Below are 25,974 nucleotides of genomic sequence, written 5' to 3' on the forward strand. Positions count from 1 at the left end.
ATGACGACCCTTCATACAAGCCCCATTCTGACTGGCGACGCCGCGCGTGCGATCGTGGTGAGGTCGCTTGCGCAGTGCGAGCGTGCGATCGGTGCATCGCTGGGTCCGCTGGGGCGGGGCCTGATGTACGACGGCGGCTCGGGCGGACCGCGTCACGCGAACACTGGTCTTGCGATTGCGCGTCAGATCACGCAGGAGGAAGGTGCGTGGTCGGTGGCGCCGCGGATTCTTCGTGATGCCTTGTGGGATGCGCAACGAGACCTCGGCGACGGCACCGCGCGCATCGCGTGCATTGCCATTTCTATGCACGCAGTGGCCGCCAGGCGGGTGGAGCAAGGTGTCTCACCCGGGCTGCTTGCAAAGGCGCTTGCCGATCTGACAGCTCGCTTGCCCGAGTTGCTCGAACGTGAGCGACGCGAGTCGCCCGGCGCACTCGCAATGGCGCACGGCGCCTGCAACCACGCGGACATTGCGGCCAGCATTGCGGTCCTGTCGGAGACACTTCGCGATGAAGGCGCGATCTCGATCACCGAAGGTTATCGGCCTGGCGTGGAGCTGGAACAGTTCACCGGTTTTTGCATGGATGTGCAAGCGGACCGTGCGGGTGTGTCGCTGAAGGAACAAGGCGCGCGCATCGAGATGGAGAGTGTGCATGTGCTGGTGGTCAACGAAGTCCTGGACGATTTCGGGCCGCTTGCGCGCGTGATGGAGCAGTTTGTTTCGCGGGCGAAGTCGCTGGTCGTGATCGCGCGCGGCATACAGGGTGCCGCCCGGGCCACGCTGACTGCGAACCGCGCGGGTCTCGGCATGCACGTATTGGGACTGTTGCCGGCGGACACGGGCTTGAGCGCGATGCACGTGCTCGAAGACCTTTGCACGATGACCGGCGCCACGCTCATCAGCGCGGAAACGGGTACTTCGATCGAAAGCGTTCGCCCCGCGATGCTCGGCCGGGCCGGCCGTCTGATCGTGCAGGGCGGACGAGCCATCTTGGTTGAGCCTGCGGGTGATCGCGAGGCTATCGCCAACCGGCGCAACCTGATCGCCCGGGAAGCCGCTGCGCAACGCTATGTCGCGCTGGATCGCGAGCGGCTGCTGCGCCGCGCCGCGCGCTTGGGTGGTGGGTGGGGCGAATTGCGTGTTGCGGGGCGAACGGCGTGGGAGACGGCCGAGTGTCTGGACGGCGCGCGCGCCGCGCTCGCCGCTACGCGTGCGGCATCGTTCGGCGTCGTGGCCGGCGGCGGTACGGCGTTGATGCGGCTTGCCGACGCGCTTGCCGCTGAGCATCCCGTTGATGCAACAGTTGCACAAGACGCCGTGCTCGAAGCGCTGATACGAGGTTGCCGGTCGATTGCCACGCGCATCGCCGGCAACGCCGGCGTCGAACCGGGGGAGCTTGTCGTCCCGGCCGATGTCGCTGATCCGCTCACGACCACGCTCGCCATTCTTCGCCATGCGATTTCCCTGGCGATGACCCTTTTGACCATCGAGGTCCTGATATGTTGAAGGAACGCCACGACGCCGAGCGCGTGACGCCCGCGTTTGTCCCGTCGGCAGGCGCTGCGCTCCGCGCGCAGCAGGACGCTACGGCAGGCGCCGATCTGATCCTGCGCGCTATCGATGTCGTGCATCACTATGGTCCGGTGACGGCGCTCGACCATGTATCGCTTGAAGTCCGGCGCGGCGAATTCCTCACCATCCTCGGCGAAAGCGGCTCGGGCAAGACGACCATGCTGCGCGTGATATCCGGCCTTGAACGGGCGTCGCATGTGGCGCAGTTATCGCTGGATGGAATGGATGTAACCAACGTCCCGGCCGCGCGTCGAAACTGTACGACCGTGTTCCAGAGCTACGCGCTTTTTCCGCATATGTCGGTTGAAGAAAACGTCGGTTATGGGTTGAAGCTGCGCGGCGTTTCCCGCGATGAATGCCGCCGTCGCGCCGGAGAGGCACTCGACATGGTGCGGCTCGGTGCGAAGGGCGGCAGGCGTATTGGCCAGTTGTCGGGCGGCGAGCGGCAGCGTGTTGCATTGGCCCGCGCGGTGGTCACGAAGCCCGCCATCCTGTTACTCGATGAGCCGCTCGGAGCGCTCGACGAACGGCTGCGTTATGACATGCAGGCAGAGCTCGTGGACATTCACAAGGCGCTCGGCATGACGTTCATCTACATCACGCACAGCCAGGAAGAAGCGCTCACCATGAGCGACCGCATTGTCCTCATGCGGCGTGGACGCATTGAACAGAGCGGCACGCCTGAAGACCTTTTCGATCGCCCGGGCAGCCGGTTCGCAGCCGAGTTCATGGGCTACGACAACGTCCTGCCATGCACGGTGATCAGCGACGACGATGCGTCCGCCATGACCGTCGACCTGGGCGGGGTGACGGTGCGCGCCCAGCGCTCGCCCGACTGCCGCGCGCGCCGCGGTGAACCCGCGCTGCTCGCCGTGCGCGCCGAGCGTCTGACGCCGGTGCTGCGCGCGCAGGCTGCGGCGAACCTGAACGTGCTGACGTGTACGGCCGAAGGCCATCTTTATCGCGGCAAGTACACCGACCGGACCGCGCGCACACCCGGCGGCACGGTGCTCAAGATTCGCAGTTGGGACCAGAGCGGCGCGCAGCATGGCTCGGGCGCATCCGGCTTCGATGCGGTGGCTTGCCGCCCACAAGATTGCGTTGTTCTTCCACACTAACGACTGACTAAGGCGGGAATCATGAAAGACCGGCATTCGATTACATCGCAGTTGGATCTGTCCCGCCGGGACATGTTGAAGAGCATCGCCGCGACGGGCGCAGTTGCGCTTGCAGGCTCGCTGGGTCTGAACCGCCTCGCACACGCGGCGGCATCCAACACCGTGCGTGCGTACGGCGTGACCACCGCGCAACTCAAGGACTGGTCGGCGCTTACGAAGACCACGGGCCTGAAGATGGAGTACGTCGGCTCCGGCAATGACGTGGGCGTGTTCATGCGCGACGTGATGGCGTCGCAGATGGGCAACAAGGTCGATATCTTCATCTTCGAAGGCGGCACGCAGAACCTGCTTGGACCGCAAGGCGCCTATCTGGTCATCGACGAAAAGCAGCCGGAGCTCAAGCTGTGGCAGCGCACATCCGATACATGGAAACGTTCGCAGACCGTCGTTGGCCGCGACGGCAAACAGTACGGCGTACCGGTGATCGGCAATGCAGACAGCTTCGGCTATTTTCCCGACAAACTCGGCGTGAATCCTGACGGCAGCGCGGATGTATCGTGGAAGATGATGTTCGAGGACGACCGCACGCGCGGGCGCGTGGGCTACGACAAGACGTGGAACTATTCCATTGGCGTGGCCGCGCTGTATCTGAATGCGACCGGCAAGGCGAAGGTGGCGAACCCCGCTGACCCGACCGCAGCGGAAGCCAAAACCGTGGTGGATTTTCTTGTTGCGCGCAAGAAGGCGGGCCAGTTCCGTACGCTGGTGTCATCGTTCGAGGAGCAGATTCAACTGCTTTCGAACCATGAGGTTGACATCCTGAATTGCTGGGAACCCGCCGTGCGCGAAGCGAACCTCAAGCTCGGCGACGGCAAGACTCGCTACGCCTACACGACCGAAGGCTATTACAAATGGGGCCACGGCGCCTACATTGCGTCGCAGGCAAAGAGCCGCGGAAACATGGACAGCATCTACAAGATGCTGAACTACTTCCTCGATGGCGAATACCGCGCGCTGCAGGCAAGGGACCGCGGTTATGCCGGCCCGAACATGGATCTCGCCGTGACGTACGCAACTGCGAACGGATGGAAAGCCGAGGACATTGCGAACCTGAAGGCGACGCAACAGAAGGTCGATCGCAAGTTCACCAAGCAATTTGTCAGCACGACCACGCCGTCGAATTCGGATGCTATCGAAGAAGAATGGCAGCGCTTTCTGAACGCTTAGTTTATTGCTTGAGCCTCTCACCTTTTCGGATCTGACCATGAGCGATGCAAGCATCAGCATCCCGCGGCGCGGCGCCATGCGAACGCCGCTCGAGCGCTCTGCGTGGCTGTTGCCGCTGTTTCTCTCGGTATGGCTGACGCTCGTGATTGCGCCCTTGCTGGTGCTGTTCGCCTACAGCTTCTTCGAGAGCCGCAACTTCGCGATGATCTACAAGCCGTCGCTCGCGACCTGGGAAAGTCTATTCACCTCCGGGCGCTTCGAAGTCACCGTGCGCACGCTGCGCATTGCGCTGACGGTGACGGTGATCGAACTCGCGCTCGCGTTCCCCAGCGCGCTATGGCTTGCGAAGGGTGGCTGCAGCAAGACAACGAAGGCGCTGGTGCTTGCGCTGCTGACAATCCCGTTCTTCCTCGATTTGTCGTCCCGCATCATAGTGTGGCGCGGCATTCTTGATGAAAATGGCCTCATCAATCATGTGCTGATGGCAGTGCATGTCATCTCGTCGCCCATCCGCGGGATGCTCTACACCGAGCAAGCGGTGCATTTCGGCATGATCGTCTCGTACTTTCCCATGATGGTCCTGCCCATCTACATGGCAATAAGCGTGATAGACGACACGCTTATCGCAGCCGCTGCCGATCTTGGCGCGCCACCGTGGCGCATTCTCGCCGATGTCATCCTGCCGCTTTCCATGCCGGGCATTCTGGCCGGCGTGGTGTTCACACTCGGGCCGGCGCTTGCATCGTGGATAGAGCCCAACATGCTGGGCGGAGGTTTCGTCAACTTGCTGAGCAATTCAGTGGACAGCGCTTACAGCGCGTTGCGTTATCCGGTTGTGGCGGCGTTGTCGAGCTTCGTCATCCTGATGGTCGGCCTGATGCTTGCGTTGCTGATGTTTCTCACGCGCCGCTTTGCCGACCTTTCCACCTCTTTCCGGAATCTTCAGAGTTGAGCCATCCCGTCCTTCAGCTATCCGTTCGTGAACCGGCCGCGCAGCCAAAGGGTGGCGAGTGGAGCTACTGGCGCGGATGGCCGGCGTTCGCAAAGTGGATCACGTTCGGCGTGCTGGGCCTGATCTACTTTCCGCTGCTTTGGCTCGCCGTGATGTCGGTGAGCGCGCGTCCGCTCTCAGGCATTCCGTTTCCGCTGTCCGGCGCAAACTACGTGTCGCTTTTTACGAACGACGGCTGGCTCGCGCCGTTCGGCATCAGCGTGATGATCGCTGTGGGCGTCGCGATCGTGACCGCGGTGACGGCCACCCTAGTCGGGCGCGCATTGCCGCATTCGCCGCGCGCGGGCACCCTGGTTCTGCTCGCCGTGCTGCCGCTTTTCATTCCTGGCATGTCGATGGGCGCGGCCCAGTTCATTTTCCTGCGCCCCATGCTCGGACTCACGCTGGGATTCTGGTCCATCTTTCTTGGTCACGTGGTCTGGGCGTTTCCGTTCTCGCTTCTGATCGTGCTGGTGCTGACGACCCGGTTCGATAGCCGCCTGGTAGAAGCCGCAGCCGACCTGGGCGCTTCAGGCTGGCGCACTTTCTGGGACATCGAATTCCCGATACTTCGTCCGGGCATCGTGGGCGCAGGCACGTTTGGGTTTCTGATCTCGTTCAACGAAGTACAGCGGTCCATTTTCCTTCGTGGCACCGCTACGACCATGCCGATCTGGAACTGGGAAATGGCGTCGTCGCAGCAATCGCAGGTGCCGGTGATCTTCTCGCTCGAGACGATCGTTCTGGCCGTCGTCCTGCCGCTGCTGGCCGCGCTTTTCTGGGTCTTGTTCGTGCGTATGGACAAGAGCTGATCGACGTTGCACCTCAACTCTCAAGGGTCTTGCGATGTTTTATCCTGAGCCGCGCTTCGTGCCGGGCGGCGATTGTTTCATCGAGGTAGAACTCGGCGACGAAATGAGTTTCGATCTGAACGTGCGTGTTCATGCGCTTGCCGCCGCGATCCGCGCGGCGCAGATTCGGGGCGTTGTCGAGTTGATTCCCGAGCTGGCGTCGTTGCTCGTCTCCTACGATCCGGACCGGATTTCCTACGCTGACACCGTCCGCGAAATCCAGGCGTTGTCAGAACAGCTCTCAGGCGGCGCGATGCAGGAAATGACCAGCCGCGTCTTTCATGTGCCGCTGCTTTATTACGACCCATGGACGGCCGAATGCGTCGATGAATATCGCAAGACCTATCCTGACAAAACGCCCGACCCCGAACTGATGTGCGAGCAAAACGGCCTTGCCGACCGGGCCGCACTGCAGCGGGTTCACTCCGCGAGCGAGTACTGGGTCGCCGCGCTTGGGTTCTGGCCCGGTCTGTGTTCGCTGATGCCGCTCGATCCCCGCTCGCGGCTCAATGCGCCGAAGTACAACCCGCCACGCGGCTGGACGCCCAAGGGCGCGATCGGTCTTGGCGGTGGTCTCACATGCATCTATCCAGACCGTACGCCCGGTGGATATCAGATCTTCGCTCGCACGCCCATGCCGACATGGGACCGGCATCAGCGGCTGCGCGCGTTCCGCGAAAGTCCCGCGTTGTTCCGTCCGGGCGACCGCGTACGGTTCGTGCCGATCCAGCGCGATGAATACGACTTCATAGAACAGGAAGTGAACGAGGGGCGCTACGAGCATCCGGTGATCGAATACCAGACGTTCTCGGTGCCGAAGTACCAGGCGTGGCTGCAAACCCTCGGGAAGGAGTGACCGATGCTCGATATTGTCAAACCGGGTCTGGAAACCACGGTGCAGGAATTGCCCGGTCGAATTGGTCATTGGGAGCAGGGCTTTCCACCTTCCGGGCCGGCTGATGCGTGGTCGTTTCGACTGGCCAACCTTTTGGTCGGAAACGATCGCGATACCGCCGCGCTCGAATGGCAGTTCGTCGGACCTACGGTTCGCTTTCACCGTGACTGCGCGATCGCGCTGACGGGCGCCGACATGGCCGCGAAGCTCGATGACGCAGTCGTGCCGATGTGGGAAACGCTCATCGTGAGGGCGGGGCAGGTGCTCAGTTGCGGCGCCGCGCGAACGGGTGCGCGAGGGTATATCGCGGTATCCGGGGGGATAGCGACCGAGCCGGTGCTCGGCTCACGCGCGACGTTCCATATGGCTGCGATCGGCGGGACGGGGAACGGTGCGTTGAAAAAGGACGACCGTGTTCCACTTGGCGCGCCGACTGCGCCCCTTAAGCGGCAACGTGTAGCAGCACACGCTCGCCCGCAGATAGACCCGGCCCTTCGCACCAGCGCGGCTTCAAAGCGCGTTGCCGCCATGCTCGGCCCGAACGATGCATGGCTGGACTCGCACGCCATCGACATGTTCTTCGAAAGCGAATGGATGGTTCAGGCGCGAAGCAACCGTACAGGCCTCAGGCTCAGCGGACCTGAGTTCACCTTCGCCGAGCGGGCGTATTCGAAGCGGCCCGAGCACGGGCAGGAACCGTCGAACATTCTCGATCACGGGTATCCGGTCGGCGGGATCAGTGTTGCGGGGCAGACGGCAATCGTGCTCATTCACGACGCTCCGAGCGCCGGCGGTTTCATCATTCCATTCACGGTTCCGCGCTGCGATCTATGGCGTTTGGGACAAGCGCGTCCGAATGAAATGCTGCGCTTTCGACGCCTGAGCATGGACGAAGCCAATGCCGAGCGGCGGCATATAGACGAGTTATGTACACGCAAATCTCTGATCGAAACGACTACTCAAGCATGACGTGTAACGCAAATCAAAGGTGATAACCAGATGGCCGACTTCGAAGTCAAAAGCGAAATCCCGGGGACGTTTTATCGAAGCTCCGCGCCTGGCAAGCCGCCGCTTGTTGAAGAAGGGCAGAGTGTCTCGGCCGATACGGTCATTGGGATTGTGGAGCTGATGAAGCAGTTCAACGATGTACTTGCCGGCGTTGCGGGCGTGGTGCGCAGTTTTGCGGTCGCCGATGGCGACGCCGTGGACGCCGACGCCGTGCTCGTTGTGATCGATACTGGAAGTGCCTGAAATGAAGCGCACGATCAAGAAAGTGTTCATCGCGAACCGGGGGGAGATTGCGGTGCGCATCATCCGTGCGGCACGCGAGCTTGGCATGCAGGCCGTGCTGGGATGCAGCGAGGCCGACACCGACAGTCTTGCCGCACGCATGGCGGACAGCATCGAAGTGCTGGGCCCGGCGCCCGCGGCGAAGAGCTATCTCGACACGCGCGCGGTGGTGGAAGCGGCCCGCCGGAGCGGGGCCGACGCCGTGCATCCCGACTATGGTTTCCTATCCGAGAGCGCGGCGTTTGCGCAGGCGCTCGACGATGTGGGGCTGATCTTCGTTGGACCATCTCCCCGGACTATTTCACTGATGGGCGACAAAGCCGCCGCGCGGGCCTGTGCGCGGCGCGCGGGCGTTCCAACCGTCCCCGGCAGCGACGGTGTGGTCGAACACGCCGCAGAGGCGCAGCGCGAGGCGCTTCGAGTCGGTTATCCGGTGATGTTGAAAGCCGCTGCAGGAGGCGGAGGACGTGGCATTCGTGTGGCGCATGACGCGGACGAGCTCGCCGCCGAATTCGACAAAGCCACCCGTGAGGCCGAAAGCGCCTTCGGTTACGGTGGTCTATATCTGGAACGTTTTGTTGGGCGCGCGCATCACGTTGAAGTGCAGATCATGGGCGACGGCGTGCGCGCTATTCATCTCTATGATCGCGAATGCTCGCTGCAAAGGCGCAGGCAGAAGCTGATGGAAGAAGCCCCGTCGCCTTCGCTCAACGACGAAGTCAGGAAGCGCTTGTGCGCGTCGGCGGTGGCGCTGGCGGAATCCGTCGGGTATGCGGGCGTGGGCACCATCGAATATTTGTTCGATGAAAAAACCGCCGAGTTCTTCTTCATTGAAATGAACACGCGTGTGCAGGTCGAGCATCCCGTTACGGAAATGGTGACGGGCATCGACATTGTGCGGGAGTCGCTGCGCCTCGCGACAGGCGAAGCACTTGGATATGCACAGGAGGATATCGTTTTGCGAGGTGCGGCGATGGAATGCCGGATCAACGCAGAAGACCCGCTCAAAAATTTCATGCCTTCGCCGGGCGTTATCGGCAATTTGCAGCTGCCTGGCGGCCCGGGCGTGCGTACCGACACCCATATCTTCGACGGCTACCGTGTGCCGCCGTTCTACGATTCACTGCTTGGCAAGGTGATTGCGTGGGACGTAAATCGCGATACAGTCATCAACCGCATGAGACGCGCGCTCAGCGAATTTCACGTCGAGGGCGTGAAGACAACCCGGGCGCTTCACCTGGCGTTGCTCGACGATCCATCCGTTGCGGCAGGCGTTTATGAAACGAGCTACCTGGAGGAAAACATCGAGCGGATCATTCGATCTGTCGTTTGATCGGTGCCGTCTCGAACAATCCGCGCACAGCATTCAAGTAAGTATCGAGCGACGGTCCAATGTGGCTTCGGCACAGCGTCACAAGGCTCTCGCGGCTGCCGCTTTCAATCGCGCGGATCATGGCCCAGTGTTCATCGCGTGCGTTCATCAAGTGCGGTTCGCTCGCGGACGTATAAAAGCGTGCGCCATGCACCTTCTGCGCCGAGCTGCGGATCATCTCCGCGAGATACGGATTGCCGCAAGCCGAGAACAGGCAATCGTGAAACGCCATGTTCGCGTGAAAGGCCGCGCGATAGTCCTTCGCTTCGACAGCACGCGTATGTTCGGTCTGGATCCGCGTCAGTTCCGCAACGAACTCGGGCGAGCCGGGCAACGGAATCTGCTGCGCGGCAAGCATCTCCAGCGCCTCGCGCACCGAATAGATCTGGCGGATTTCTTCCGGGCTCAGAAGGCGCACTGTCGCGCCCTTGTTTGCGATGTGCTCGACCAGGCCCATGCGTTCGAGCTCGAAGATGGCTTCGCGGATCACGTGTTTCTTGCACTCGAATTGAGCGCTGAGCTTTTCTTCCAGCAGCCGCTGGCGCGGCATCAGCCAGCCGAGCACGATCTGCTCTTCGAGCGCTTTCACGATCTCTTGAACCTGATTTGTCGATGGTTTCCGAGTGGTCGTGTCTGTCATCTAAAACCTGTAATCCGTTGAGAAGGTTTGAAAGGCGTCGCGTTCGATCTTCGCAATTCTAGCCGCAGGCTTCGTCCTATCAGGCAAACGTTATCCCTCGGCGTGATTGAATTATACGTCGACAAGATCATTGACAATCTGTTCAAAGAAAACGAGACTTGTCGAGTCGAACCACTTTGCACGGGATATTCGTAGCGCGCGGCGCTCAGTTCCCGGTTCGCCATATCGCGTCCGAGCCCAGCGCCGGCGCGGGATCATTGCTCATGACAACGGAGACAGACGCGTGAAACAGCGGCTGAATGGCAAGCGCATCATCATCACGGGTGCGGTGAACAACATCGGGAAAGCGGCGGTCGAGGCATTCCTCGCGGAAGGTGCGAAGGTCGTAATTGGCGACATCGATGCCGGGCGGGGCGCCGCGGTTGCGGCGGAATTCGGCGCCGACGTTAAGTTCATCGCCGTGGACGTCGCACGCGAGGACAGTGTCGCGGACTTCATCAATGCCGGGGCTGCGTGGCTCGGCGGCCTGGACGTACTGGCGCAAAACGCGGGCGTCATGACTTCGGGCGATATCACGGCGCTCGATGCCGCCGCATTCGATCGCGTTTTCGCCGTCAACGTGCGCGGGCTCTTCTTCGGCGCGAAGTACGCGGTGCCGCATCTGCGCAAGTCGGGCGGCGGCTCGATCATCAACACTGCTTCGCTTGCCGGCAAACGCGGCCAGCCCGGGCTCACCGTATATTCGGCGTCCAAGGGCGCGGTGATCGCGTTTGGAACCACGCTTGCGCTGGAACTGGCGTCATCGAATATTCGCGTGAATACGATCTGCCCAGGCTGGGTCGATACGGCGTTCAACGATCCAATAGTCGGATTCATGGGGGGCCGCGCCACCCAGGACGACAAGGTCGCGACCTTCGTTCCGCTTGGCCGCCAGGGCAAGCCTTCCGAAATCGCCCCGCTCTTTGTGTTCCTCGCCTCCGATGAATCATCGTATGTGAATGCGCAGGCCCTGCTTGCGGATGGAGGCGCGTTCAACTCGTAAGGAAACCGAAGCGTTATTCAAGGCTGGTTTCACCCATCCGAAGTTTTTTAAAACTCATCCAAAACAACATATGTTTCCCTCGTCAAGAGGGATGACAGGAGATAGTCATGTCCCGAAAGTGGTCCATAGCCGCGCTGAGCGCAGCCTTGTTGATGTCAGCGGCATCGACAACGCAGGCAGCCGATAAAAAACACCTCTATTTCGTCGCCAACGGCGCGGTGGACTTCTGGAAGCTGGCCGAAGCCGGCATGCGCAAAGCCCAGGCTGAATTGCCGAATTTCACGCTGGAGATGAAGTATCCGGAGCAGTCATCGGCGGCGGTTCAGAATCGCTTGCTGGATGACCTCGTCGCCAATGGCGCGGCCGGCATCATCCTGAGTTCGGTGGACCCTAAAACGCAGACTGACGAGCTGAACAAAGTCGCGGGTCAGACGTTGCTCGCTACCACCGACGGCGACGCGCCCGACACCAAGCGCGCTTTTTATCTCGGTTCGAGTAATTTCGATGCCGGCAAACAGGCGGCGCAAATCCTGATAAAGGCCATGCCGAACGGCGGCAAGTGCGTGGCGTTCGCGGGCTTGCCGGGTGCCGACCTCGCCGTGCAGCGCCTCAAGGGAATGAAGGAAGGTTTGCAGGGCACGAAGATCGCGATCGACAGTGTGCGCTCCGACGAAATGGATCAGGCGCGCGCGCAAAGCAATGCCGCCGACATCCTGACTGCGCGCAAGGACGTCAACTGCATGATCGGCATTTTTGCGTACAACACGCCGCAGATCGAACTGGCGCTGCAGCAATCCGGCCGTGCCGGTCAGGTCACGGTCGTCGGCTTCGACAACGACCAGGGCACGCTCAACGGCATCAAGCAGGGCGTGGTGGCGGGAACGGTGGTGCAGCAGCCGTATCAATGGGGCTATCTCGGCATGAAGTACATGGCGCGCTACGTGGAAGGCGACAAGTCGTTCATTCCGAAGGATCACAAGATCATCGTGCCGACGCAGATCATCGATAAATCGAACGTCGATGCCTTCATCGGGCAGGTGAAAACGTGGATGGCGAAGAAGTGACGATCGAGCCGCTGCCGTCGCGTGCGCCGTTGTTGTCGTTGACTGCGATCACAAAGACCTACGGCGCCGTTCAGGCGTTGAAGGGCGTGAGCTTTCACGTCGATGCGGGTGAAGTCGTCGGCCTGATCGGCGAGAACGGCGCAGGCAAGTCGACGCTCATGAAAGTGCTCGGCGGCGTGATCGAACCGACGAGCGGCACGATCGCCATTGAAGGGCGCGATCATGCCGCGTTGAGCGTTGCGCAATCACTCGGCGCGGGTATCGCGTTCGTGCACCAGGAACTCAACCTGTTTGAAAACCTGGATGTAGCCGCGAATGTTTTTATCGGACGTGAGCCGCGTTATGGTGGTCCGTTGCGGCTGGTGGATAACAAGGTTCTGCATGCGCGCGTCACGCCGCTTTTGAAACGGCTCGGCTGCGATTTTTCGGCGAGTACGCCGGTCGCGGATCTGTCGATTGCCCAGTGCCAGATGCTGGAAATCGTCAAGGCGTTGTCGCTCGATGCAAAGCTCATCATCATGGACGAGCCAACGTCCAGCCTCACCACGTCCGAGACGTCGCGCTTGCTGGATATTGTCGCGGACTTGAGGAAAAGTGGTGTGGCGATCATCTTCATCACGCACCGCTTGTCCGAGATCGAGCAGTGCGCGGATCGCGTGGTGGCATTGCGTGATGGCGCGCTCGTGGGCAGCCTCGATCGCGCGGATATCCGGCACGACGCAATGATCCGACTGATGATCGGGCGCAGTCTCAACACGCTCTACACGCCGCCGGAAACCGCGCCGCGCGCATCCGTCCTTGAACTCGACGCGTTTGCAACGCCGGCATATCCCTCGCAACCCGTGACGCTTGCGTTGCGTGGCGGCGAAATCCTGGGCCTGGCAGGTCTGATCGGATCGGGACGCACGGAACTGGCGCGCGCGATCTTCGGTATCGACAGGCCGGCCGCAGGCGCGTTGCGTTTGAACGGCAAGCCTGTCGCGATCCGTTCTCCACGCGACGCAATCAAGCTTGGCATCTATCTGATTCCGGAGGACCGCAAGCACGCCGGGTTGATCCTTGACAGCAGCATTGCTGAGAACATCGTGCTCGCGAGCCTGCCGTCGGTTTCACGCGCGAATCTCGTCGATGCCGGCAACGTGCAGCGTGTCGCACAGGAACAGCAGAAATCGCTGCGCATCAAGGCGCCTTCCGTCGATGTACCCGCGGGTGCGCTTTCCGGCGGCAACCAGCAGAAGGTGGTGCTCGGCAAGTGGCTCTGCATGCAGCCGAAGCTGATCATCTTCGACGAACCCACACGCGGTGTCGATGCGGGATCAAAGAGCGAAATCTACGCGCTGATGCGCAAGCTTGCCGACCAGGGCGTGGCGATCCTGATGATATCGAGTGACATGGAAGAAGTGATCGGCGTGAGCGATCGCGTAGCGGTCATGCACGAAGGCGCGATCGCCGGCATTCTCGAGCGGGACGCGCTCAGCGAAGCGACCATCATGCATCTCGCCGTCGGCGAAACAGCCGAGACGGTTCAGGTTCATTAACACAGGCAGACATCATGTTGAAGAAAGACTTGGGCCTACTCGTGCTCATCCTGGTCGTCGGCACGATCGTGGCGATCATCAACCCGCGCTTCATCTCACCCGCGAATCTCTCGAACACGGCGAACCTGATCGGTTTGTTCGGCTTGTTTGCGATCGGCGAGGGTTTCGTGATCATCACGGGCGGCATCGACTTGTCGATTGGCTCGCTATTCGCGCTGCTCGGCGTGATCTTCATGACGCTGCTTTCAACCGATGGCGTGAACTGGATCGTCGCCACCGCACTGATGGTCGTGGCGGGATTGGTGATCGGGCTGGTACACGGTTTTCTCGTGACGAAGCTGCGCATGCAGCCGTTCGTGGTCACGCTGTGCGGCTTGCTGATTTATCGTGGCGCAGCACGTTATTACACCGATGACGGCACCGCCGGTTTCGAGTTCGGCCAGACCTTCCCCACCTTAGAGCGGCTCACCACGGGACACGTGTGGGGCGTGCCGAACAGCTTCATTGCGTTCGTTGTGATCGCGGCGATCATGGCCGTGGTCCTGCACAAGTCCGTGTTCGGGCGGTACCTTTTTGCGGTCGGGAAAAACGAGGAGGCGGCGCGTTACTCGGGCATCAACACGCGGGCAGTGGTGATCGCGTCGTACGTGATCTGCTCGGGCTTGGCGGGGCTCTCGTCGGTCTACTTCGCGATGTACACCCGTTCCGTTGCGCCCGCATCGCACGGCACGTTCTACGAGCTTTATGCGATCGCAGCTGCGGTGCTGGGCGGCTGCTCGCTGCGCGGCGGCGAGGGTTCGATACTCGGTATCGCGCTCGGCGCGGTGCTGCTGCAGATCCTGCAGAACCTCGTGAACCTGCTCGGGATTCCGTCGTCGCTGAACTTCGCCGTCATGGGCGGCGTGATCGTGCTCGGCGTTTTGATCGATGGCCAGTTGCAAGCGCTCCGGCAACGGCGCGCCGCGCTGCGGCCGGCGACGGAACAACAAGTGGCCGTGAAGGCGTGACTCGCTTCGCGGCACGCAAGACTACACGGATACCCACCGTATGAGTGAAACACCGCTGAACCCTGATAAACGCGACGACACGGGTCTTGCTGCGTTCTACAAGGAACTGACCACGCAGGAGCGGCGCACGTTCTGGACGTGCTTCACCGGCTGGGGGCTGGACGCGCTCGACTTCATGATCTATCCGCTCGTGATCGGCACCATCATGACGATGTGGAAAGTCGATACGGGCATTGCGGGCCTTGCGGTGACAGGTACGTTGCTGACATCGGCTATCGGCGGGTGGCTTGCGGGTTATCTCGCGGACAGGATCGGCCGCGTGAAGACGCTGCAGATCACGGTTGCTTGGTTCTGCATCTTCAGCATTGCATGCGCGTTCGTGCAGAACTTCGACCAGTTGATGATCGCGCGCGCGATCCTTGGTTTCGGCTTTGGCGGCGAGTGGGCGGCGGGCGCGGTGCTGATCGGCGAAACGATCCGGCCGCAATTCCGGGGCCGCGCGGTAGGCGTCGTCCAATCGGCGTGGGCTGTGGGTTGGGGCGCGGCAGTCTTGCTGCAGGCGGCGATGTTCTCGGTCTTCCCTCCTGAAACCGCGTGGCGCGCGATGTTCGCATTCGGCGTCTTGCCGGCGCTGCTGCTGGTGTACGCGCGGCGTCATGTCAGAGAACCCGAGATCGCCGACCGGGCCCGGAAACAACGTGCAATCGATGGCGATGCACCATCGCTTTGGGAAATCTTCCGTCCCGGCACGCTGAAAACGACCATACTCGGCTCGGTATTCATGATGGGATGCCAGGGCGGTTACTACGCCATATCGACGTGGATTCCCACTTTTCTCAAGACCGAGCGGCACCTGAGCGTCATCAACTCGACCGGCTATCTGGGCTTCCTGATAAGCGGAAGTTTTCTCGGCTATCTGTTCGGCGCGTGGATGGCGGATCGCTTCGGTCGCAAGAAACTGTTCGTATCGTTTTCGATAGCAGCGATCATCGTGGTGCTGGCCTACACGCAATTCACGATCAGTAACGAAGCCATCCGCTGGCTCGGCTTTCCGCTCGGGTTCTTTTCGAGCGGTTACCTCGCGGGCGTAGGATCGTTTCTTTCCGAGCTTTACCCAACCCGGCTGCGCGGTTCCGGCCAGGGTTTCTGCTACAACTTCGGCCGTGGCATGGGCGCGCTTTTTCCTGCGCTCGTCGGCGCATTTTCTGTACGCTTCGGGCTTGCGACCGCCATCGCCATATTTGCCGTGGTGGCATACACGCTGCTTCTGCTAAGCGCGGCGCTGCTTCCCGAAACGCGCGGCATTCAACTGGACGACGTCAAATGACCACTTCTGCTTCAGACACCGCGCCGCTTTGTCCGGGACCCGCGCCGGTCAAGACAGGGCCATCGGCGTTCGAGATGCCCGCCGGCGCGGTCGATACCCACGCGCACGTGATCGGCGCACCGCCGCTTCATCCGTGGATGCCGGATCGTGCCTACACGCCGCCGCCCGCCACGCCCGAGGCTTATCTGAAGATGCTCGATGCCGTCGGTTCGCAGTACGGCGTGCTGGTCCAGGTGAGCGTGCACGGACAGGACAACACGCTGATGCTCGACACCTTGCGTGCGCATCCTGAACGCTTGCGCGGCGTCGTCGTGCCGGCGCTCGGACTTCCCGATGCACACTATCAATCGATGAAAGACGCCGGCGCAGTCGGCCTGCGTCTGAACGTGCTCTACGGCGGCGGTGGCGTGAGTCTGGCGCAGCTAGCTGAATACGACGCGCTCGCGCGCGACTGGGGCTGGCACATGCAGTTTCTGCTCGACGCGCGGGAGTTGCCGTCGATCGCGCCGCAGTTCAGAAAGCTCCAATCGACTATTGTTGTAGATCACATGGGTCATATGCCGACGTCCGAAGGCGTCGAATCGGCGGGATTTCGCGAATTGCTCGCGCTCGTTCGTGATGGCGCGTGGGTCAAGGTTTCAGGCGCCTACAGGCTGAGCGCCGAGGAACCGCCTTATCGCGACACCATCGCTTATGCGCAGGCGTTGATCGAAACCGCGCCTGATCGTTGCGTGTGGGGCTCGGACTGGCCGCACGTCGCCACCTGGACCACGATGCCGACTGTCGCCCAATTACTCGATACGCTTGCGCTCTGGGCGCCGGACCCCGCCGTGCGCACGGCGATTCTTACCACTAACGCACACAAGCTCTACGGCTTCGCTAACCACTAAAACCATGTCAGAAAAATCCTCCACGGGTCTTCGCAAAGGCCTGACCAGCTACGGCGACAGCGGCTTCTCGCTCTTCCTGCGCAAGGCGTTCATCAAAGGCGCCGGCTACACCGACAGCGCGCTCGATCGCCCGGTGGTCGGCATCGTCAATACGGGCAGCGCGTACAACCCGTGCCATGGCAACGCGCCGCAACTGATCGAGGCGGTCAAGCGCGGCGTGATGCTGGCCGGCGGCCTGCCGATGGACTTCCCGACCATCAGCATCCACGAAAGCTTTTCGTCGCCGACGAGCATGTACTTGCGCAACCTCATGTCGATGGACACCGAGGAAATGCTGCGCGCGCAACCCATGGACGCCGTCGTGATGATCGGTGGCTGCGACAAGACGGTGCCGGCGCAACTGATGGGCGCGGCATCGGCGGGACTTCCTGCCATCCAACTGATTACCGGATCGATGCTGACCGGTTCGCATCGTTCGGAACGCGTGGGCGCGTGCACGGATTGCCGCCGCTACTGGGGCAAGTTCCGCGCGGAAGAGATCGACGAGCAGGAGATCGCCGACGTCAACAACCAGCTGGTCGCGAGCGTGGGCACCTGTTCGGTGATGGGCACGGCGAGCACGATGGCGTGCATTGCCGAGGCCCTGGGCATGACCGTGCCCGGCGGCGCGACCCCGCCCGCCGTCACTGCCGACCGCATGCGCGTGGCCGAGCTAAGCGGCGCGCAGGCTGTGAAGATGGCGCACGAACGGCTGACCATCGACAAGATCCTGACGCCCGATGCGTTTCATAACGCGATGCGCGTCTTGCTTGCAATCGGCGGATCGACGAACGGCATCATCCATCTGACCGCGATCGCCGGACGCTGCGGGCTCGAGGTCGATCTCAAGGCGCTTGACCGGATGGGACGCGATACCCCGGTGCTCGTCGACCTGAAGCCGTCCGGGCAGCATTACATGGAAGACTTCCACCACGCTGGCGGCATGGCCACGCTGCTGCGCGAACTCAAGCCGCTGCTCAAGCTCGACGCACTGACCGTCACGGGCCGCACGCTTGGCGAAGAGATCGAACTCAGCGGGCCGGGGTTTGCGCAAGACGTCGTCAAGACGCGCGAACGGCCGATCTATCCGCAGGGCGGCATTGCCGTGCTCGAAGGAAATCTTGCGCCGGGCGGCGCGATCATCAAGCAATCGGCGGCGCATCCCGACCTGATGGAACACACCGGCCGCGCGGTCGTGTTCGAGAACGCGGACGACATGGCGCTGCGCATCGATTCCGACGATCTGGACGTCACCGCCGACGACATCCTGGTGCTCAAGAACATTGGACCGAAGGGCGCGCCGGGGATGCCGGAGGCGGGCTACATTCCAATTCCGAAAAAGCTGGCGAAGGCGGGGGTCAAGGACATCGTTCGTATCTCCGATGGCCGCATGAGCGGCACCGCGTTCGGGACCATCGTGCTGCACGTGACGCCGGAGGCCGCTATCGGCGGTCCGCTCGCGCACGTGCACAACGGCGACCAGATCCGGCTGAGCGTGGCCAATCGCGAGATCGCGCTGCTCGTCTCCGATGAAGAACTGGCGCAACGCGCGCTCGATGAACCCGTGGTGGTGCCGACGGCCGGGCGCGGCTATCGGAAGCTCTTCCTGGAAACGGTGACGCAGGCGGACAAGGGCGTCGATTTCGATTTCCTGCGCGCGGAGCATTTCACCGGATCGACGCCGACTATCGAATGATGGTTGCTCAGTTTTCCGAGTTGGCCGAGTAAGCGATATCCCGCTGCGCTTCGAGCGCCTTCAGCCGTCCGGCGAGCGCCGCGCCGATCGATTCGTAGGCGGTGCCGCCCAGCGTCAGGCGCAGGGGCGGATGCGCGGCGTCGGCGGCGGCGATCATCGCGTCGACCGTATTGCCGGCATCGCCGCGAATCGCGAAGCTGTTGGTCGCGATCGCCCGCCGGACATCGCCCGCCGGCGTGTTGTCGTATTCGGGCATCGGCTTTGCATGATCGAGACCGGCGCCGAACTGCGTGCTCGTCGGTCCGGGTTCCACGATCACGAAGTCGATGCCAAACGGCGCGACCTCCTTCGCCACCGACTCCACGAAGCCTTCGATTCCCCATTTCGTCGCGTGATACAGGCTGAAGTTCGGATACGCGATCTGTCCGCCCTCCGACGAAACCTGAACGATCCGGCCGCCGCCTTGCGCGCGCAGATGCGGCAGCGCCGCACGGATGACCTGGATCGAGCCGGTGAGATTGGTGGCGATCTGCCGGTCGATTTGTTCGTCGGTCACTTCCTCGGCCGCCCCGAACAAGCCGTAACCCGCGTTGCTCACGACAACATCGATACGGCCCGCGGCTTCGAATGCCTCGGCGATGCCGGAGCGGATTGCGTGGGTATCGGTGACATCGAGTGTCAGGACGTGAAGCCGGTCGTTGTACTTGTGCTTAAGGTCATCGAGCGCGCTTTCGCGGCGCACGGTCGCAACAACCCGGTCGCCGCGCGCAAGCAGGCGTTCGGCGAGCAGCCGGCCGAGGCCGGTGGACGTGCCGGTGATAAGCCAGGTCTTTGTCATGATGTCTCCCAAAAGTGGTCGGATCGGATTGTCTGAGACCCATTCTAGGCGTGGGTGATTGGTGCGGGAAGCCGCTATAGTGTGCATGCCCCCGTGAAAAATCGACACCAATGACCAAGCCCACGCTAGCAGACCTCACCGCGTTTTCCGCTGTCTCGGCGCATCGAAGTTTCCGTCGCGCTGCCGATGCGCTCGGCGTGTCGCGTTCATCGCTCAGTCACGCGATGCTCGGGCTCGAGCGCCAGTTGGGAGTACGCTTGCTCAATCGCACCACGCGCAGCGTGGCGCCCACGGAGGCCGGCGAAGCGCTGCTCGCGCGTATCGCGCCCGTGCTCCGCGATCTCGATGAGGCGCTGGACGATGTTGCCGATGCACGCGGCAATCCGAGCGGTACGCTCAGGATCAACGCCAACGAGGGCGCGGCGCGGATTCTCCTGAAAACCGTGGTGCCGCGCTTTCTCGAACGCTTTCCCGGCATGGCGCTCGATCTGGTGGCGGAGGGGCGGCTCGTGGATATCGTCGAGCTGGGTTTCGATGCCGGCGTGCGGCTGGAAGAGTCGGTGCCGCGCGACATGGTAGCGGTGCGTTTTGGCGGTGACCTGCGGTTCGTCGTGGTCGCGGCGCCTTCGTATCTTGCGGGACGAACGCCGCTCGCGACGCCCGATGACCTGGTCGACCACGATTGCATTCGGCAGCGCTTGCCAAGCGGCAAGCGGTATCGATGGGAGTTCGCGAAACGCAGGCAGGAAGTATCGGTCGATGTTCCCGGCGCGCTCACGCTCGATAACAACGGGCTGATGGTCGAAGCCGCCGCCGACGGACTGGGGCTCGCATACGTGCCGGAGTCCATTGCCCGGAAATCGCTGGACGACGGCCGACTGGTGATCGTGCTGGAAGACTGGTGCCCGTTGATACCCGGACTTTGTCTGTACTACCCCGGGCATCGGCATGTGCCGGCCGGGCTAAGGGCGTTTATCGATGTGCTTAAGGAAGTGAACGACGACGGTTGACCGCGTTACTCCCGGTCCAGCCACGTATCCAGCGCTACGCGAAACGCGACGGCGGCGATCACCGGCACGGTCAGCATCATGACGATGCCGAAGTTCTCGATTGCATCGCCGTAGAGGACCGTGTGATAGAGCACGACGCTCGAGACCGCAACGAGCGCGATGAAACCCGCGATCACCATCAGGATATGACGCATGGCCTGGGACGGCCGCCAGCGTTTGGATTGTCTGGAAGTATCGATGTCAGGTTTTTGTGGGTTTTCTGGCATGGCAAAGCGCCTGACGGTATGGACCGCATTCGTGAGCCTGAACGGCTCGTAACAGGCTCGTAACGGAGTAGATAAACCTGCATGGTACTCGCGTTTGGCGGCGCTCCGCCAACGTGGAGGGACCTGCCAGATTACCGAAAATTCCAGCTACCGGACGATGTCGCGCATTTCTTCCACCGAAGGAATGGCGCTGAATGTCCCCGTGCGCTCGACCGTCAGCGCGGCGGCCCGTTGCCCTGCGTGTATGGCGTCATTCAGCGAGGCGCCTCGTGCAAGCGCGCCGACCAGCACCCCCGAGAAAACGTCGCCCGCACCCGATGTATCGGATGCTTTCACCGGCTTCGCCGCGAAGCTCGATATGCCTTCTTGCGTCGACAGCAGGCAGCCATTGGCACCCAGGGTCACGATAACCCACGCCGGCCCTTTCGCTTGCAGCCACGCCGCCGAATGCTGCAAATCGGTGCCCTTTGCAATGTCCAGAATTTCGCCCTCGTTGGCGATGACCCCTTCGCACTTTTCGAGTACGTCGGTGCTGTCCCAATGCCACGGCGCCGCGTTGATCAAGACTTTCGCGCCGCGCTCGCGCGCCAGATCGGCGACCGCATTCGTGCTGGCAAGAGACAAGTTGCCCTGCATCAGCACGTAGTCTCCCGCTCGCACGCCGTATAGCGACGCCGTGAGACGTTCCGCGCTGCTCGCCTGCGTGCAATCGATTGTGGTGATGATCGAGTTCTCGCCGTCGGCGGTCACCGTGAGGATCGAGACGTCGGTGCTGCAGGACAACTTGATCAGGCGCAGATCGTCGAACACTTCTCGCAAGAGCGCGTTTTCAATCTCGGCACCGGCAGCATCGGTGCCTATCGCCGAGACGAATACGACCTTCGCACCCGAACGCTGCGCCGCCACGGCCTGGTTAAGACCTTTCCCGCCGGGCGCGCGAGCGATGGATTGCGCCAGGACCGACTCGCCCGGGCGCGGTGCGCGCCGGACGTTGAGCGTCACGTCCGACACCGCGTTGCCCACCACGAACACGCGTGTCATGAACGGGCCTTGTTTGCGGCGGCCATGAACTCATTCACGCGATCGCGATCGACGTCGTTCCACCACAGGCCGTCTTTTTTCAGGAAACTCGCGACGATGACGGCATCGGCAATAGAAAACATATCGCCGATATTCGCGGGCGTGACGCCCGATCCAACGACCACGGGCAGCGACGTTCCCTTGCCGATCGCCGCGAGTTCATCGAGCTGCGCAGAGTCGCCGGTTCGCTGGCCTGTCGCCACGGCCGCGTCGGCATCGAAGAATTCCACGTCGCGCGCGAGTTCGGGGATCGACCGGTCGCCCGTAATGGCGTGCGCGCCATGCTTCACGTGTACATCGGCGAAGATCTTGATGTCCCGTGCATGCAGCCACGACCGGTAACGTGTCGCCTGCGCGGCAGGACCTTCGACAATGCCTTCATTGGCAACGTAAGCGTTCGCCCACTGGTTCACACGAATGAACGATGCCGACGCCGCCTTGGCAATCGCAAGCGCTTGTATCGCGCCGTTAGCCAGCACGTTGATGCCGATGGGGCATTTCACGGTGCGTCTGACGGCTTCGGTAATCATGGTCATGGCCGCAACCGTTTCCGGGCCGATACTGTCGGGCTTGCTGAACGGAATATCACCGTGATTCTCGACCATCAGTCCGTCAACGCCGCCTTCCACAAGCAAGCGGGCTTCGTTGCACGAAAACGCAATGATGTCCTCCATCCGCTCTCCGTCGTATCGCGCGGAGCCGGGTAGCGGAAGACAATGAATCATTCCGATGACCGCTTTCTTGCGGCCAAAAAGACTGGCGATGACGTTGGGCTTTTCATTCAAAACGAGCTTGTGCGACATATATTTATCCTGGTTGACGTCGGTATCCGGTTATTCGTACGCGGCGCTATGAAAGCCGATTTCAAGCGAAAGGGCTTTCGAAAAGATCTCGTTCGTACGCCCGAAATCGAATTCGGCCGGGGGGATGGTGTCGATTTCGTTCTTGAGCCACGCGGCCTGATTGAGGAAAGCAGTATCGGTATGCAACAAAACCCAGGCCTTGACGTTCGGGTCGGAGATGGGATTGCTCGCCGCCGCCTGACACCACTCTGCGTACATCCATTCGGCGCACATCATGGCGACGACGACGTCGTGATAAGACCCGTTGGCCGCGATCTCGAGCATGCCGGAATTGAACGCAACAACGCGCGCGGGCAGGGCGTCGTGGTCCAAAACCGGACGCACATCCAATGCGTCGAACACGGCTTCGAAATAAGGGATTTGTTCGGTCGATAAAGCGTCCAGCACGCCCGCAAGCCAACGCTTCCTGCCCAGATCAGGCGCTTTCACGAGCGCATAGCCGAAGATGGTAATGGCGGTTTCAACAAACAAATGTTCGTATCGAAGATAGTTGTGGAACACGTTGCTTGCAAGGGAATCGTTCTTGATGTCTTCAACGAACGCGTGCGTCTGCATCTCGTCCCAAAGGGCGCGATTCTTTTCTTGCAACTGGTCTGAATGAGACTGACGTTCCATCATTTCTTTCCTTTTTTTGCCGTACGCAATTTGCTGAAGACGCGCGTGTTCGACCAGATTGCAAGAAGGATGATCACCCCTGTCACGATCTGGGTAAAGAAGGGCGACACATGCAACAAGATTAGTCCGTTTCCAAGCGTCGCGATTGTCAGTGCACCGAGGACGGTCCCAACCACGGTCGCGCGTCCGCCCATCAGCGAAGTTCCACCAAGGACCACCGCCGCGATCACATCGAGTTCGAATCCGGATGCCGCGTTCGAGGAACCCGAGCCCAGGCGCGACGCGAGCATCAACCCCGCAATGGCGGGCGCAGCGCCGGAGATCACGAACACCGATGCCTTGATGCGCAAAGCAGGCATGCCGGACCGGCGCGCGGCCTCGGCGTTCGAACCGACGGCGATGACCTGGCGTCCGTATCGAGTGCGGTTGATCGTGATGTAGCCAATCAAGGCTGCAACGATTGCGATGATTGCCGGGACTGGAATGCCTGCGACCGTACCGGCCCCAAAGAAATCGAAGCCCGTACCCGATTCAATGGGTATGGAGAATCCCTGAGTCGAATACAGCGCAATGCCGCGCAACGTGGACAGCCCGGCAAGCGTGACGATGAACGATGGGATCGCCTGGCTCGCGGAAAACCAGCCCTGCACGAGACCGATGATGGCGCCAAGAAGTATCGTCACAAGCATTGCGATGGGCCATGAGAGACCGGCTTGCATCAGGATGGCCGCGAGCGAATTCGTCAATGCAACGACCGATCCCACAGACAGGTCGATTCCGCCGGTTGCAATGACAAACGTCATTGCAATCGCGACCACCAGCATGGGCGCGAGCTGCCTGAGAATGTTCAGCAGGTTCGCCGTAGTCAGGAAGGTCGGCGTCGCGGCGCTGAACAAAATGCAGCAAACAATAAAGAACATCGCAATCGATGCGACCTGCGCGTGGGCAAGAAGCAGGTCCCGGTACTTCGAACCCTTTTCGCGCTCTGTATAGATAGAGGTGCTCATCGGTGCTGCTCCCCAACGATCAATTGAACCAGCTCTTCCAGACTCGTATCTTTCACCCGGCGCTCGGCGACCTTCGTGCCCTCATACATGACCGCGATGCGGTCACATACGCGAAAAAGATCCTGCAGCCGGTGAGTGATCAACACGACGGACACACCTTGCGCTTTGACGCGATTGATCAACGCAAGCACGGCCTCGACTTCGGCAACGGCAAGCGCGGACGTGGGTTCGTCCATGATCAATACGCGCGGTTCGAACGATGCGGCTCGCGCAATGGCAATCGCCTGCCGCTGGCCGCCCGAAAGCTGCTCCACGTTCGCGCTCAAGTCTGGAATACGGATCTTCAGATTCGACAAGAGCCGTTTCCCTTCTTCGAGCATCGCGCTTCGTTTCAGAAAGCCCTTGTTGCACAGCTCGCGTCCAAGAAAAAGATTTCCCGCGACATCGATTGCATCGCACAAGCTCAAATCCTGATAGACCATTTCGATGTGACGCGCGCGTGCATCGGCGGGATTTGTCAGCTTGACGGCTTCCCCTCCTACCGATATCTCGCCGCTGTCCGGAATGTAGGTTCCGGCCATGATCTTCGTGAGCGTCGACTTTCCTGCCGCGTTATCACCAATCAGCCCAAGACATTCGCCGGGATAAAGGTCGAGATCGACGCCACGCAGTGCCTGAAACGAGCCAAACGAAATCTTGATGTCGCGCAACGAAAGTACGGGCTGGCCGAGCGCCTGATCCGTGCGTTCCTGAGTTTCAAGCTGTTCCATATCGGGTCACTTCTTGAAAGCAGCACGATAAGGATCGACGTTCGCTTTCGTGACGACAGCGAGCGGCACAGAGATCGTGGTCTGAACGGTTTTCCCTTCATGGACGTCGTTGAGCGCCTGGATCGCGGCGCGGCCCATGGCGGCGGGGTCCTGTTGCACGACACCCAGCACGACGCCGTTGTCGATACCGCGAATGACTTCCGACGCAAGATCCCAACCGACCACCTTGATCTTCTTGTTCATCCCTTGTGCATTGATCGCCGCGATGGCGCCAAGCATTGCGGGCTCGCCGGTTGCATAGATGACGTTGATATCAGGGTTCGCGGTGATGAGATTCTCGGCGGCCGAAAGCGCGACATCCTGGCTGTTGCGCCCATCCACAATCCCGGCGATGGAAATACCGGGCGACTTCGCCAGTTCATCGATAGATGCTTTTTGCCGGGAATTCTGAATGGTGGAACTCAACGCGCCGACCACACCGACCCTGGCTTTTCCGCCGAGATTCGCCTGGACGTACTTGGCAAGATAGTCTGCGATCAACTTTCCGCCGACTGCGTTGTCCACGCCCACTTGCGCTTTCTGTGGTCCGGGCGGCAGCACGGCGTCGATACCCACGACCGTGATTCCGGCCGCTGCTGCTGCCTTGACCGAGGAACGCAGACCATTTACGTCGATTGCATCGACGGCGATTCCGTCGACCTTCTGCTGAATGTAGTCATCCAGCGCATTGTTCTGTGCGCTTGGAACGTCGTTGGCATTAAAGACGATCAGCTTTGCGCCGAGCTTGTCGGCTTGCTTCTGCGCGCCCTCGCGCATTTGATTGAAGTAAGTGGCTTGTTGATTGATGAGGATAAGACTATATGTCTGCGCGGCGAGCGCAGGCAGAGACGCTGTAAGTAGTAATCCTAACGTTATCTTCCGGAGAACGCGACCACGATTTTTGCTCAGCATTTTTAGCCTCTAAGG

The 25,974-nt window shown here is 61.3% G+C and carries 26 protein-coding genes; 17 read left to right on the top strand and 9 right to left on the bottom strand.

Annotated features, from left to right (window positions below; translation table 11 throughout):
- Genes HB633_RS10850 through HB633_RS10890 form a run of 9 tightly spaced genes read left to right on the top strand, consistent with a single transcriptional unit; the run spans position 1 to position 9,277 of the window.
- Positions 1-1,506 carry a TCP-1/cpn60 chaperonin family protein gene (locus tag HB633_RS10850; protein ID WP_213778091.1) on the top strand — a complete coding sequence of 502 codons (1,506 nt, stop codon included), beginning with the start codon at positions 1-3 and terminating at the stop codon, positions 1,504-1,506.
- A complete protein-coding gene (locus HB633_RS10855) occupies positions 1,500-2,690 on the top strand; it encodes an ABC transporter ATP-binding protein (protein ID WP_213778092.1) in 1,191 nt (396 codons plus the stop codon). The genes HB633_RS10850 and HB633_RS10855 overlap by 7 nt, the downstream gene beginning before the upstream one ends.
- A 21-nt stretch (positions 2,691-2,711) precedes the next feature.
- Positions 2,712-3,917 (top strand): twin-arginine translocation signal domain-containing protein, encoded by a 1,206-nt coding sequence (locus tag HB633_RS10860; RefSeq protein WP_213778093.1) that lies wholly within the window; start codon positions 2,712-2,714, stop codon positions 3,915-3,917.
- A 37-nt stretch (positions 3,918-3,954) separates the two neighbouring features.
- A complete protein-coding gene (locus tag HB633_RS10865; RefSeq protein ID WP_213778094.1) occupies positions 3,955-4,869 on the top strand; it encodes an ABC transporter permease in 915 nt (304 codons plus the stop codon).
- Positions 4,866-5,720, top strand: a complete 855-nt coding sequence (locus HB633_RS10870) for a hypothetical protein (RefSeq protein ID WP_213778095.1) — start codon at positions 4,866-4,868, stop codon at positions 5,718-5,720. Before HB633_RS10865 ends, HB633_RS10870 begins: the two co-directional genes overlap by 4 nt.
- Positions 5,721-5,754: 34 nt before the next feature.
- Positions 5,755-6,615, top strand: coding sequence for a carboxyltransferase domain-containing protein (locus HB633_RS10875; RefSeq protein ID WP_213778096.1), 861 nt, complete (start codon positions 5,755-5,757; stop codon positions 6,613-6,615).
- 3 nt (positions 6,616-6,618) lie between these two features.
- Positions 6,619-7,623, top strand: a complete 1,005-nt coding sequence (locus HB633_RS10880) for a biotin-dependent carboxyltransferase family protein (protein WP_213778097.1) — start codon at positions 6,619-6,621, stop codon at positions 7,621-7,623.
- Positions 7,624-7,653: 30 nt separating this feature from the next.
- Positions 7,654-7,905 carry an acetyl-CoA carboxylase gene (locus tag HB633_RS10885; protein WP_213778098.1) on the top strand — a complete coding sequence of 84 codons (252 nt, stop codon included), beginning with the start codon at positions 7,654-7,656 and terminating at the stop codon, positions 7,903-7,905.
- A 1-nt stretch (position 7,906) separates the two neighbouring features.
- Positions 7,907-9,277 carry an acetyl-CoA carboxylase biotin carboxylase subunit gene (locus HB633_RS10890; RefSeq protein WP_213778099.1) on the top strand — a complete coding sequence of 457 codons (1,371 nt, stop codon included), beginning with the start codon at positions 7,907-7,909 and terminating at the stop codon, positions 9,275-9,277.
- Here the strand turns inward: HB633_RS10890 and HB633_RS10895 are convergent.
- Positions 9,258-9,956, bottom strand: a complete 699-nt coding sequence (locus HB633_RS10895; protein WP_213778100.1) for a GntR family transcriptional regulator — start codon at positions 9,954-9,956, stop codon at positions 9,258-9,260. The two genes, HB633_RS10890 and HB633_RS10895, sit on opposite strands and share 20 nt — an antisense overlap.
- A 283-nt stretch (positions 9,957-10,239) precedes the next feature.
- On the opposite strand from HB633_RS10895, the gene HB633_RS10900 reads away from it, so the two are divergent.
- From HB633_RS10900 to HB633_RS10930, 7 genes are all read left to right on the top strand, one after another.
- Positions 10,240-10,998: a glucose 1-dehydrogenase gene (locus HB633_RS10900; RefSeq protein ID WP_213778101.1), complete on the top strand. Its 759-nt coding sequence runs from the start codon at positions 10,240-10,242 to the stop codon at positions 10,996-10,998.
- A 107-nt stretch (positions 10,999-11,105) separates the two neighbouring features.
- Positions 11,106-12,062, top strand: coding sequence for a sugar-binding protein (locus HB633_RS10905; RefSeq protein WP_213778102.1), 957 nt, complete (start codon positions 11,106-11,108; stop codon positions 12,060-12,062).
- Positions 12,044-13,600, top strand: a complete 1,557-nt coding sequence (locus tag HB633_RS10910; RefSeq protein ID WP_213778103.1) for a sugar ABC transporter ATP-binding protein — start codon at positions 12,044-12,046, stop codon at positions 13,598-13,600. The genes HB633_RS10905 and HB633_RS10910 overlap by 19 nt, the downstream gene beginning before the upstream one ends.
- Positions 13,601-13,614: 14 nt before the next feature.
- Positions 13,615-14,607 carry an ABC transporter permease gene (locus HB633_RS10915; protein WP_213778104.1) on the top strand — a complete coding sequence of 331 codons (993 nt, stop codon included), beginning with the start codon at positions 13,615-13,617 and terminating at the stop codon, positions 14,605-14,607.
- Between the two features lie 40 nt (positions 14,608-14,647).
- Positions 14,648-15,934, top strand: coding sequence for an MFS transporter (locus HB633_RS10920; protein ID WP_213778105.1), 1,287 nt, complete (start codon positions 14,648-14,650; stop codon positions 15,932-15,934).
- Positions 15,931-16,824 carry an amidohydrolase family protein gene (locus tag HB633_RS10925; protein ID WP_213778106.1) on the top strand — a complete coding sequence of 298 codons (894 nt, stop codon included), beginning with the start codon at positions 15,931-15,933 and terminating at the stop codon, positions 16,822-16,824. Before HB633_RS10920 ends, HB633_RS10925 begins: the two co-directional genes overlap by 4 nt.
- A gap of 4 nt (positions 16,825-16,828) precedes the next feature.
- The gene (locus tag HB633_RS10930) at positions 16,829-18,559 is read left to right on the top strand and encodes an IlvD/Edd family dehydratase (RefSeq protein ID WP_213778107.1); all 1,731 of its coding nucleotides are present in this window, start codon (positions 16,829-16,831) and stop codon (positions 18,557-18,559) included.
- 7 nt (positions 18,560-18,566) lie between these two features.
- On the opposite strand, the gene HB633_RS10935 is transcribed toward HB633_RS10930, so the two are convergent.
- Positions 18,567-19,397 carry an SDR family oxidoreductase gene (locus tag HB633_RS10935; RefSeq protein ID WP_213778108.1) on the bottom strand — a complete coding sequence of 277 codons (831 nt, stop codon included), beginning with the start codon at positions 19,395-19,397 and terminating at the stop codon, positions 18,567-18,569.
- Positions 19,398-19,507: 110 nt separating this feature from the next.
- On the opposite strand from HB633_RS10935, the gene HB633_RS10940 reads away from it, so the two are divergent.
- Positions 19,508-20,407, top strand: coding sequence for a LysR family transcriptional regulator (locus tag HB633_RS10940; protein ID WP_213778109.1), 900 nt, complete (start codon positions 19,508-19,510; stop codon positions 20,405-20,407).
- Between the two features lie 5 nt (positions 20,408-20,412).
- Here the strand turns inward: HB633_RS10940 and HB633_RS10945 are convergent, their stop codons facing one another.
- From HB633_RS10945 to HB633_RS10975, 7 genes are all read right to left on the bottom strand, one after another.
- Complete coding sequence (locus HB633_RS10945) at positions 20,413-20,673, bottom strand: hypothetical protein (RefSeq protein WP_213778110.1); 261 nt, start codon at positions 20,671-20,673, stop codon at positions 20,413-20,415.
- A 147-nt stretch (positions 20,674-20,820) separates the two neighbouring features.
- Complete coding sequence (locus tag HB633_RS10950; protein ID WP_213778111.1) at positions 20,821-21,714, bottom strand: ribokinase; 894 nt, start codon at positions 21,712-21,714, stop codon at positions 20,821-20,823.
- On the bottom strand, positions 21,711-22,556 hold the full coding sequence (locus HB633_RS10955) for a BtpA/SgcQ family protein (protein WP_213778112.1): 846 nt from the start codon (positions 22,554-22,556) through the stop codon (positions 21,711-21,713). The genes HB633_RS10950 and HB633_RS10955 overlap by 4 nt, the downstream gene beginning before the upstream one ends.
- Before the next feature lie 30 nt (positions 22,557-22,586).
- Positions 22,587-23,231 (bottom strand): TenA family protein, encoded by a 645-nt coding sequence (locus tag HB633_RS10960; protein ID WP_255580860.1) that lies wholly within the window; start codon positions 23,229-23,231, stop codon positions 22,587-22,589.
- Positions 23,231-24,238, bottom strand: coding sequence for an ABC transporter permease (locus HB633_RS10965; protein WP_213778114.1), 1,008 nt, complete (start codon positions 24,236-24,238; stop codon positions 23,231-23,233). Before HB633_RS10965 ends, HB633_RS10960 begins: the two co-directional genes overlap by 1 nt.
- Positions 24,235-25,008 carry an ATP-binding cassette domain-containing protein gene (locus tag HB633_RS10970; RefSeq protein ID WP_213778115.1) on the bottom strand — a complete coding sequence of 258 codons (774 nt, stop codon included), beginning with the start codon at positions 25,006-25,008 and terminating at the stop codon, positions 24,235-24,237. The genes HB633_RS10965 and HB633_RS10970 overlap by 4 nt, the downstream gene beginning before the upstream one ends.
- 6 nt (positions 25,009-25,014) lie before the next feature.
- Complete coding sequence (locus HB633_RS10975) at positions 25,015-25,959, bottom strand: substrate-binding domain-containing protein (RefSeq protein ID WP_213778116.1); 945 nt, start codon at positions 25,957-25,959, stop codon at positions 25,015-25,017.
- Positions 25,960-25,974 lie beyond the last annotated feature (15 nt).

It is taken from the genome of Caballeronia sp. dw_276, assembly GCF_018449635.1.
Lineage (GTDB): Bacteria > Pseudomonadota > Gammaproteobacteria > Burkholderiales > Burkholderiaceae > Caballeronia.

Bases quoted from the DNA above. Each gene is read 5' to 3' on its own strand.
- HB633_RS10850 (WP_213778091.1), top strand. From the start codon at position 1: ATGACGACCCTTCATACAAGCCCCATTCTGACTGGCGACGCCGCGCGT.
- HB633_RS10855 (WP_213778092.1), top strand. From the start codon at position 1,500: ATGTTGAAGGAACGCCACGACGCCGAGCGCGTGACGCCCGCGTTTGTC.
- HB633_RS10860 (WP_213778093.1), top strand. From the start codon at position 2,712: ATGAAAGACCGGCATTCGATTACATCGCAGTTGGATCTGTCCCGCCGG.
- HB633_RS10865 (WP_213778094.1), top strand. From the start codon at position 3,955: ATGAGCGATGCAAGCATCAGCATCCCGCGGCGCGGCGCCATGCGAACG.
- HB633_RS10875 (WP_213778096.1), top strand. From the start codon at position 5,755: ATGTTTTATCCTGAGCCGCGCTTCGTGCCGGGCGGCGATTGTTTCATC.
- HB633_RS10880 (WP_213778097.1), top strand. From the start codon at position 6,619: ATGCTCGATATTGTCAAACCGGGTCTGGAAACCACGGTGCAGGAATTG.
- HB633_RS10885 (WP_213778098.1), top strand. From the start codon at position 7,654: ATGGCCGACTTCGAAGTCAAAAGCGAAATCCCGGGGACGTTTTATCGA.
- HB633_RS10890 (WP_213778099.1), top strand. From the start codon at position 7,907: ATGAAGCGCACGATCAAGAAAGTGTTCATCGCGAACCGGGGGGAGATT.
- HB633_RS10895 (WP_213778100.1), bottom strand. From the start codon at position 9,956: ATGACAGACACGACCACTCGGAAACCATCGACAAATCAGGTTCAAGAG.
- HB633_RS10905 (WP_213778102.1), top strand. From the start codon at position 11,106: ATGTCCCGAAAGTGGTCCATAGCCGCGCTGAGCGCAGCCTTGTTGATG.
- HB633_RS10915 (WP_213778104.1), top strand. From the start codon at position 13,615: ATGTTGAAGAAAGACTTGGGCCTACTCGTGCTCATCCTGGTCGTCGGC.
- HB633_RS10920 (WP_213778105.1), top strand. From the start codon at position 14,648: ATGAGTGAAACACCGCTGAACCCTGATAAACGCGACGACACGGGTCTT.
- HB633_RS10925 (WP_213778106.1), top strand. From the start codon at position 15,931: ATGACCACTTCTGCTTCAGACACCGCGCCGCTTTGTCCGGGACCCGCG.
- HB633_RS10930 (WP_213778107.1), top strand. From the start codon at position 16,829: ATGTCAGAAAAATCCTCCACGGGTCTTCGCAAAGGCCTGACCAGCTAC.
- HB633_RS10935 (WP_213778108.1), bottom strand. From the start codon at position 19,397: ATGACAAAGACCTGGCTTATCACCGGCACGTCCACCGGCCTCGGCCGG.
- HB633_RS10940 (WP_213778109.1), top strand. From the start codon at position 19,508: ATGACCAAGCCCACGCTAGCAGACCTCACCGCGTTTTCCGCTGTCTCG.
- HB633_RS10945 (WP_213778110.1), bottom strand. From the start codon at position 20,673: ATGCCAGAAAACCCACAAAAACCTGACATCGATACTTCCAGACAATCC.
- HB633_RS10950 (WP_213778111.1), bottom strand. From the start codon at position 21,714: ATGACACGCGTGTTCGTGGTGGGCAACGCGGTGTCGGACGTGACGCTC.
- HB633_RS10955 (WP_213778112.1), bottom strand. From the start codon at position 22,556: ATGTCGCACAAGCTCGTTTTGAATGAAAAGCCCAACGTCATCGCCAGT.
- HB633_RS10960 (WP_255580860.1), bottom strand. From the start codon at position 23,231: ATGGAACGTCAGTCTCATTCAGACCAGTTGCAAGAAAAGAATCGCGCC.
- HB633_RS10965 (WP_213778114.1), bottom strand. From the start codon at position 24,238: ATGAGCACCTCTATCTATACAGAGCGCGAAAAGGGTTCGAAGTACCGG.
- HB633_RS10970 (WP_213778115.1), bottom strand. From the start codon at position 25,008: ATGGAACAGCTTGAAACTCAGGAACGCACGGATCAGGCGCTCGGCCAG.
- HB633_RS10975 (WP_213778116.1), bottom strand. From the start codon at position 25,959: ATGCTGAGCAAAAATCGTGGTCGCGTTCTCCGGAAGATAACGTTAGGA.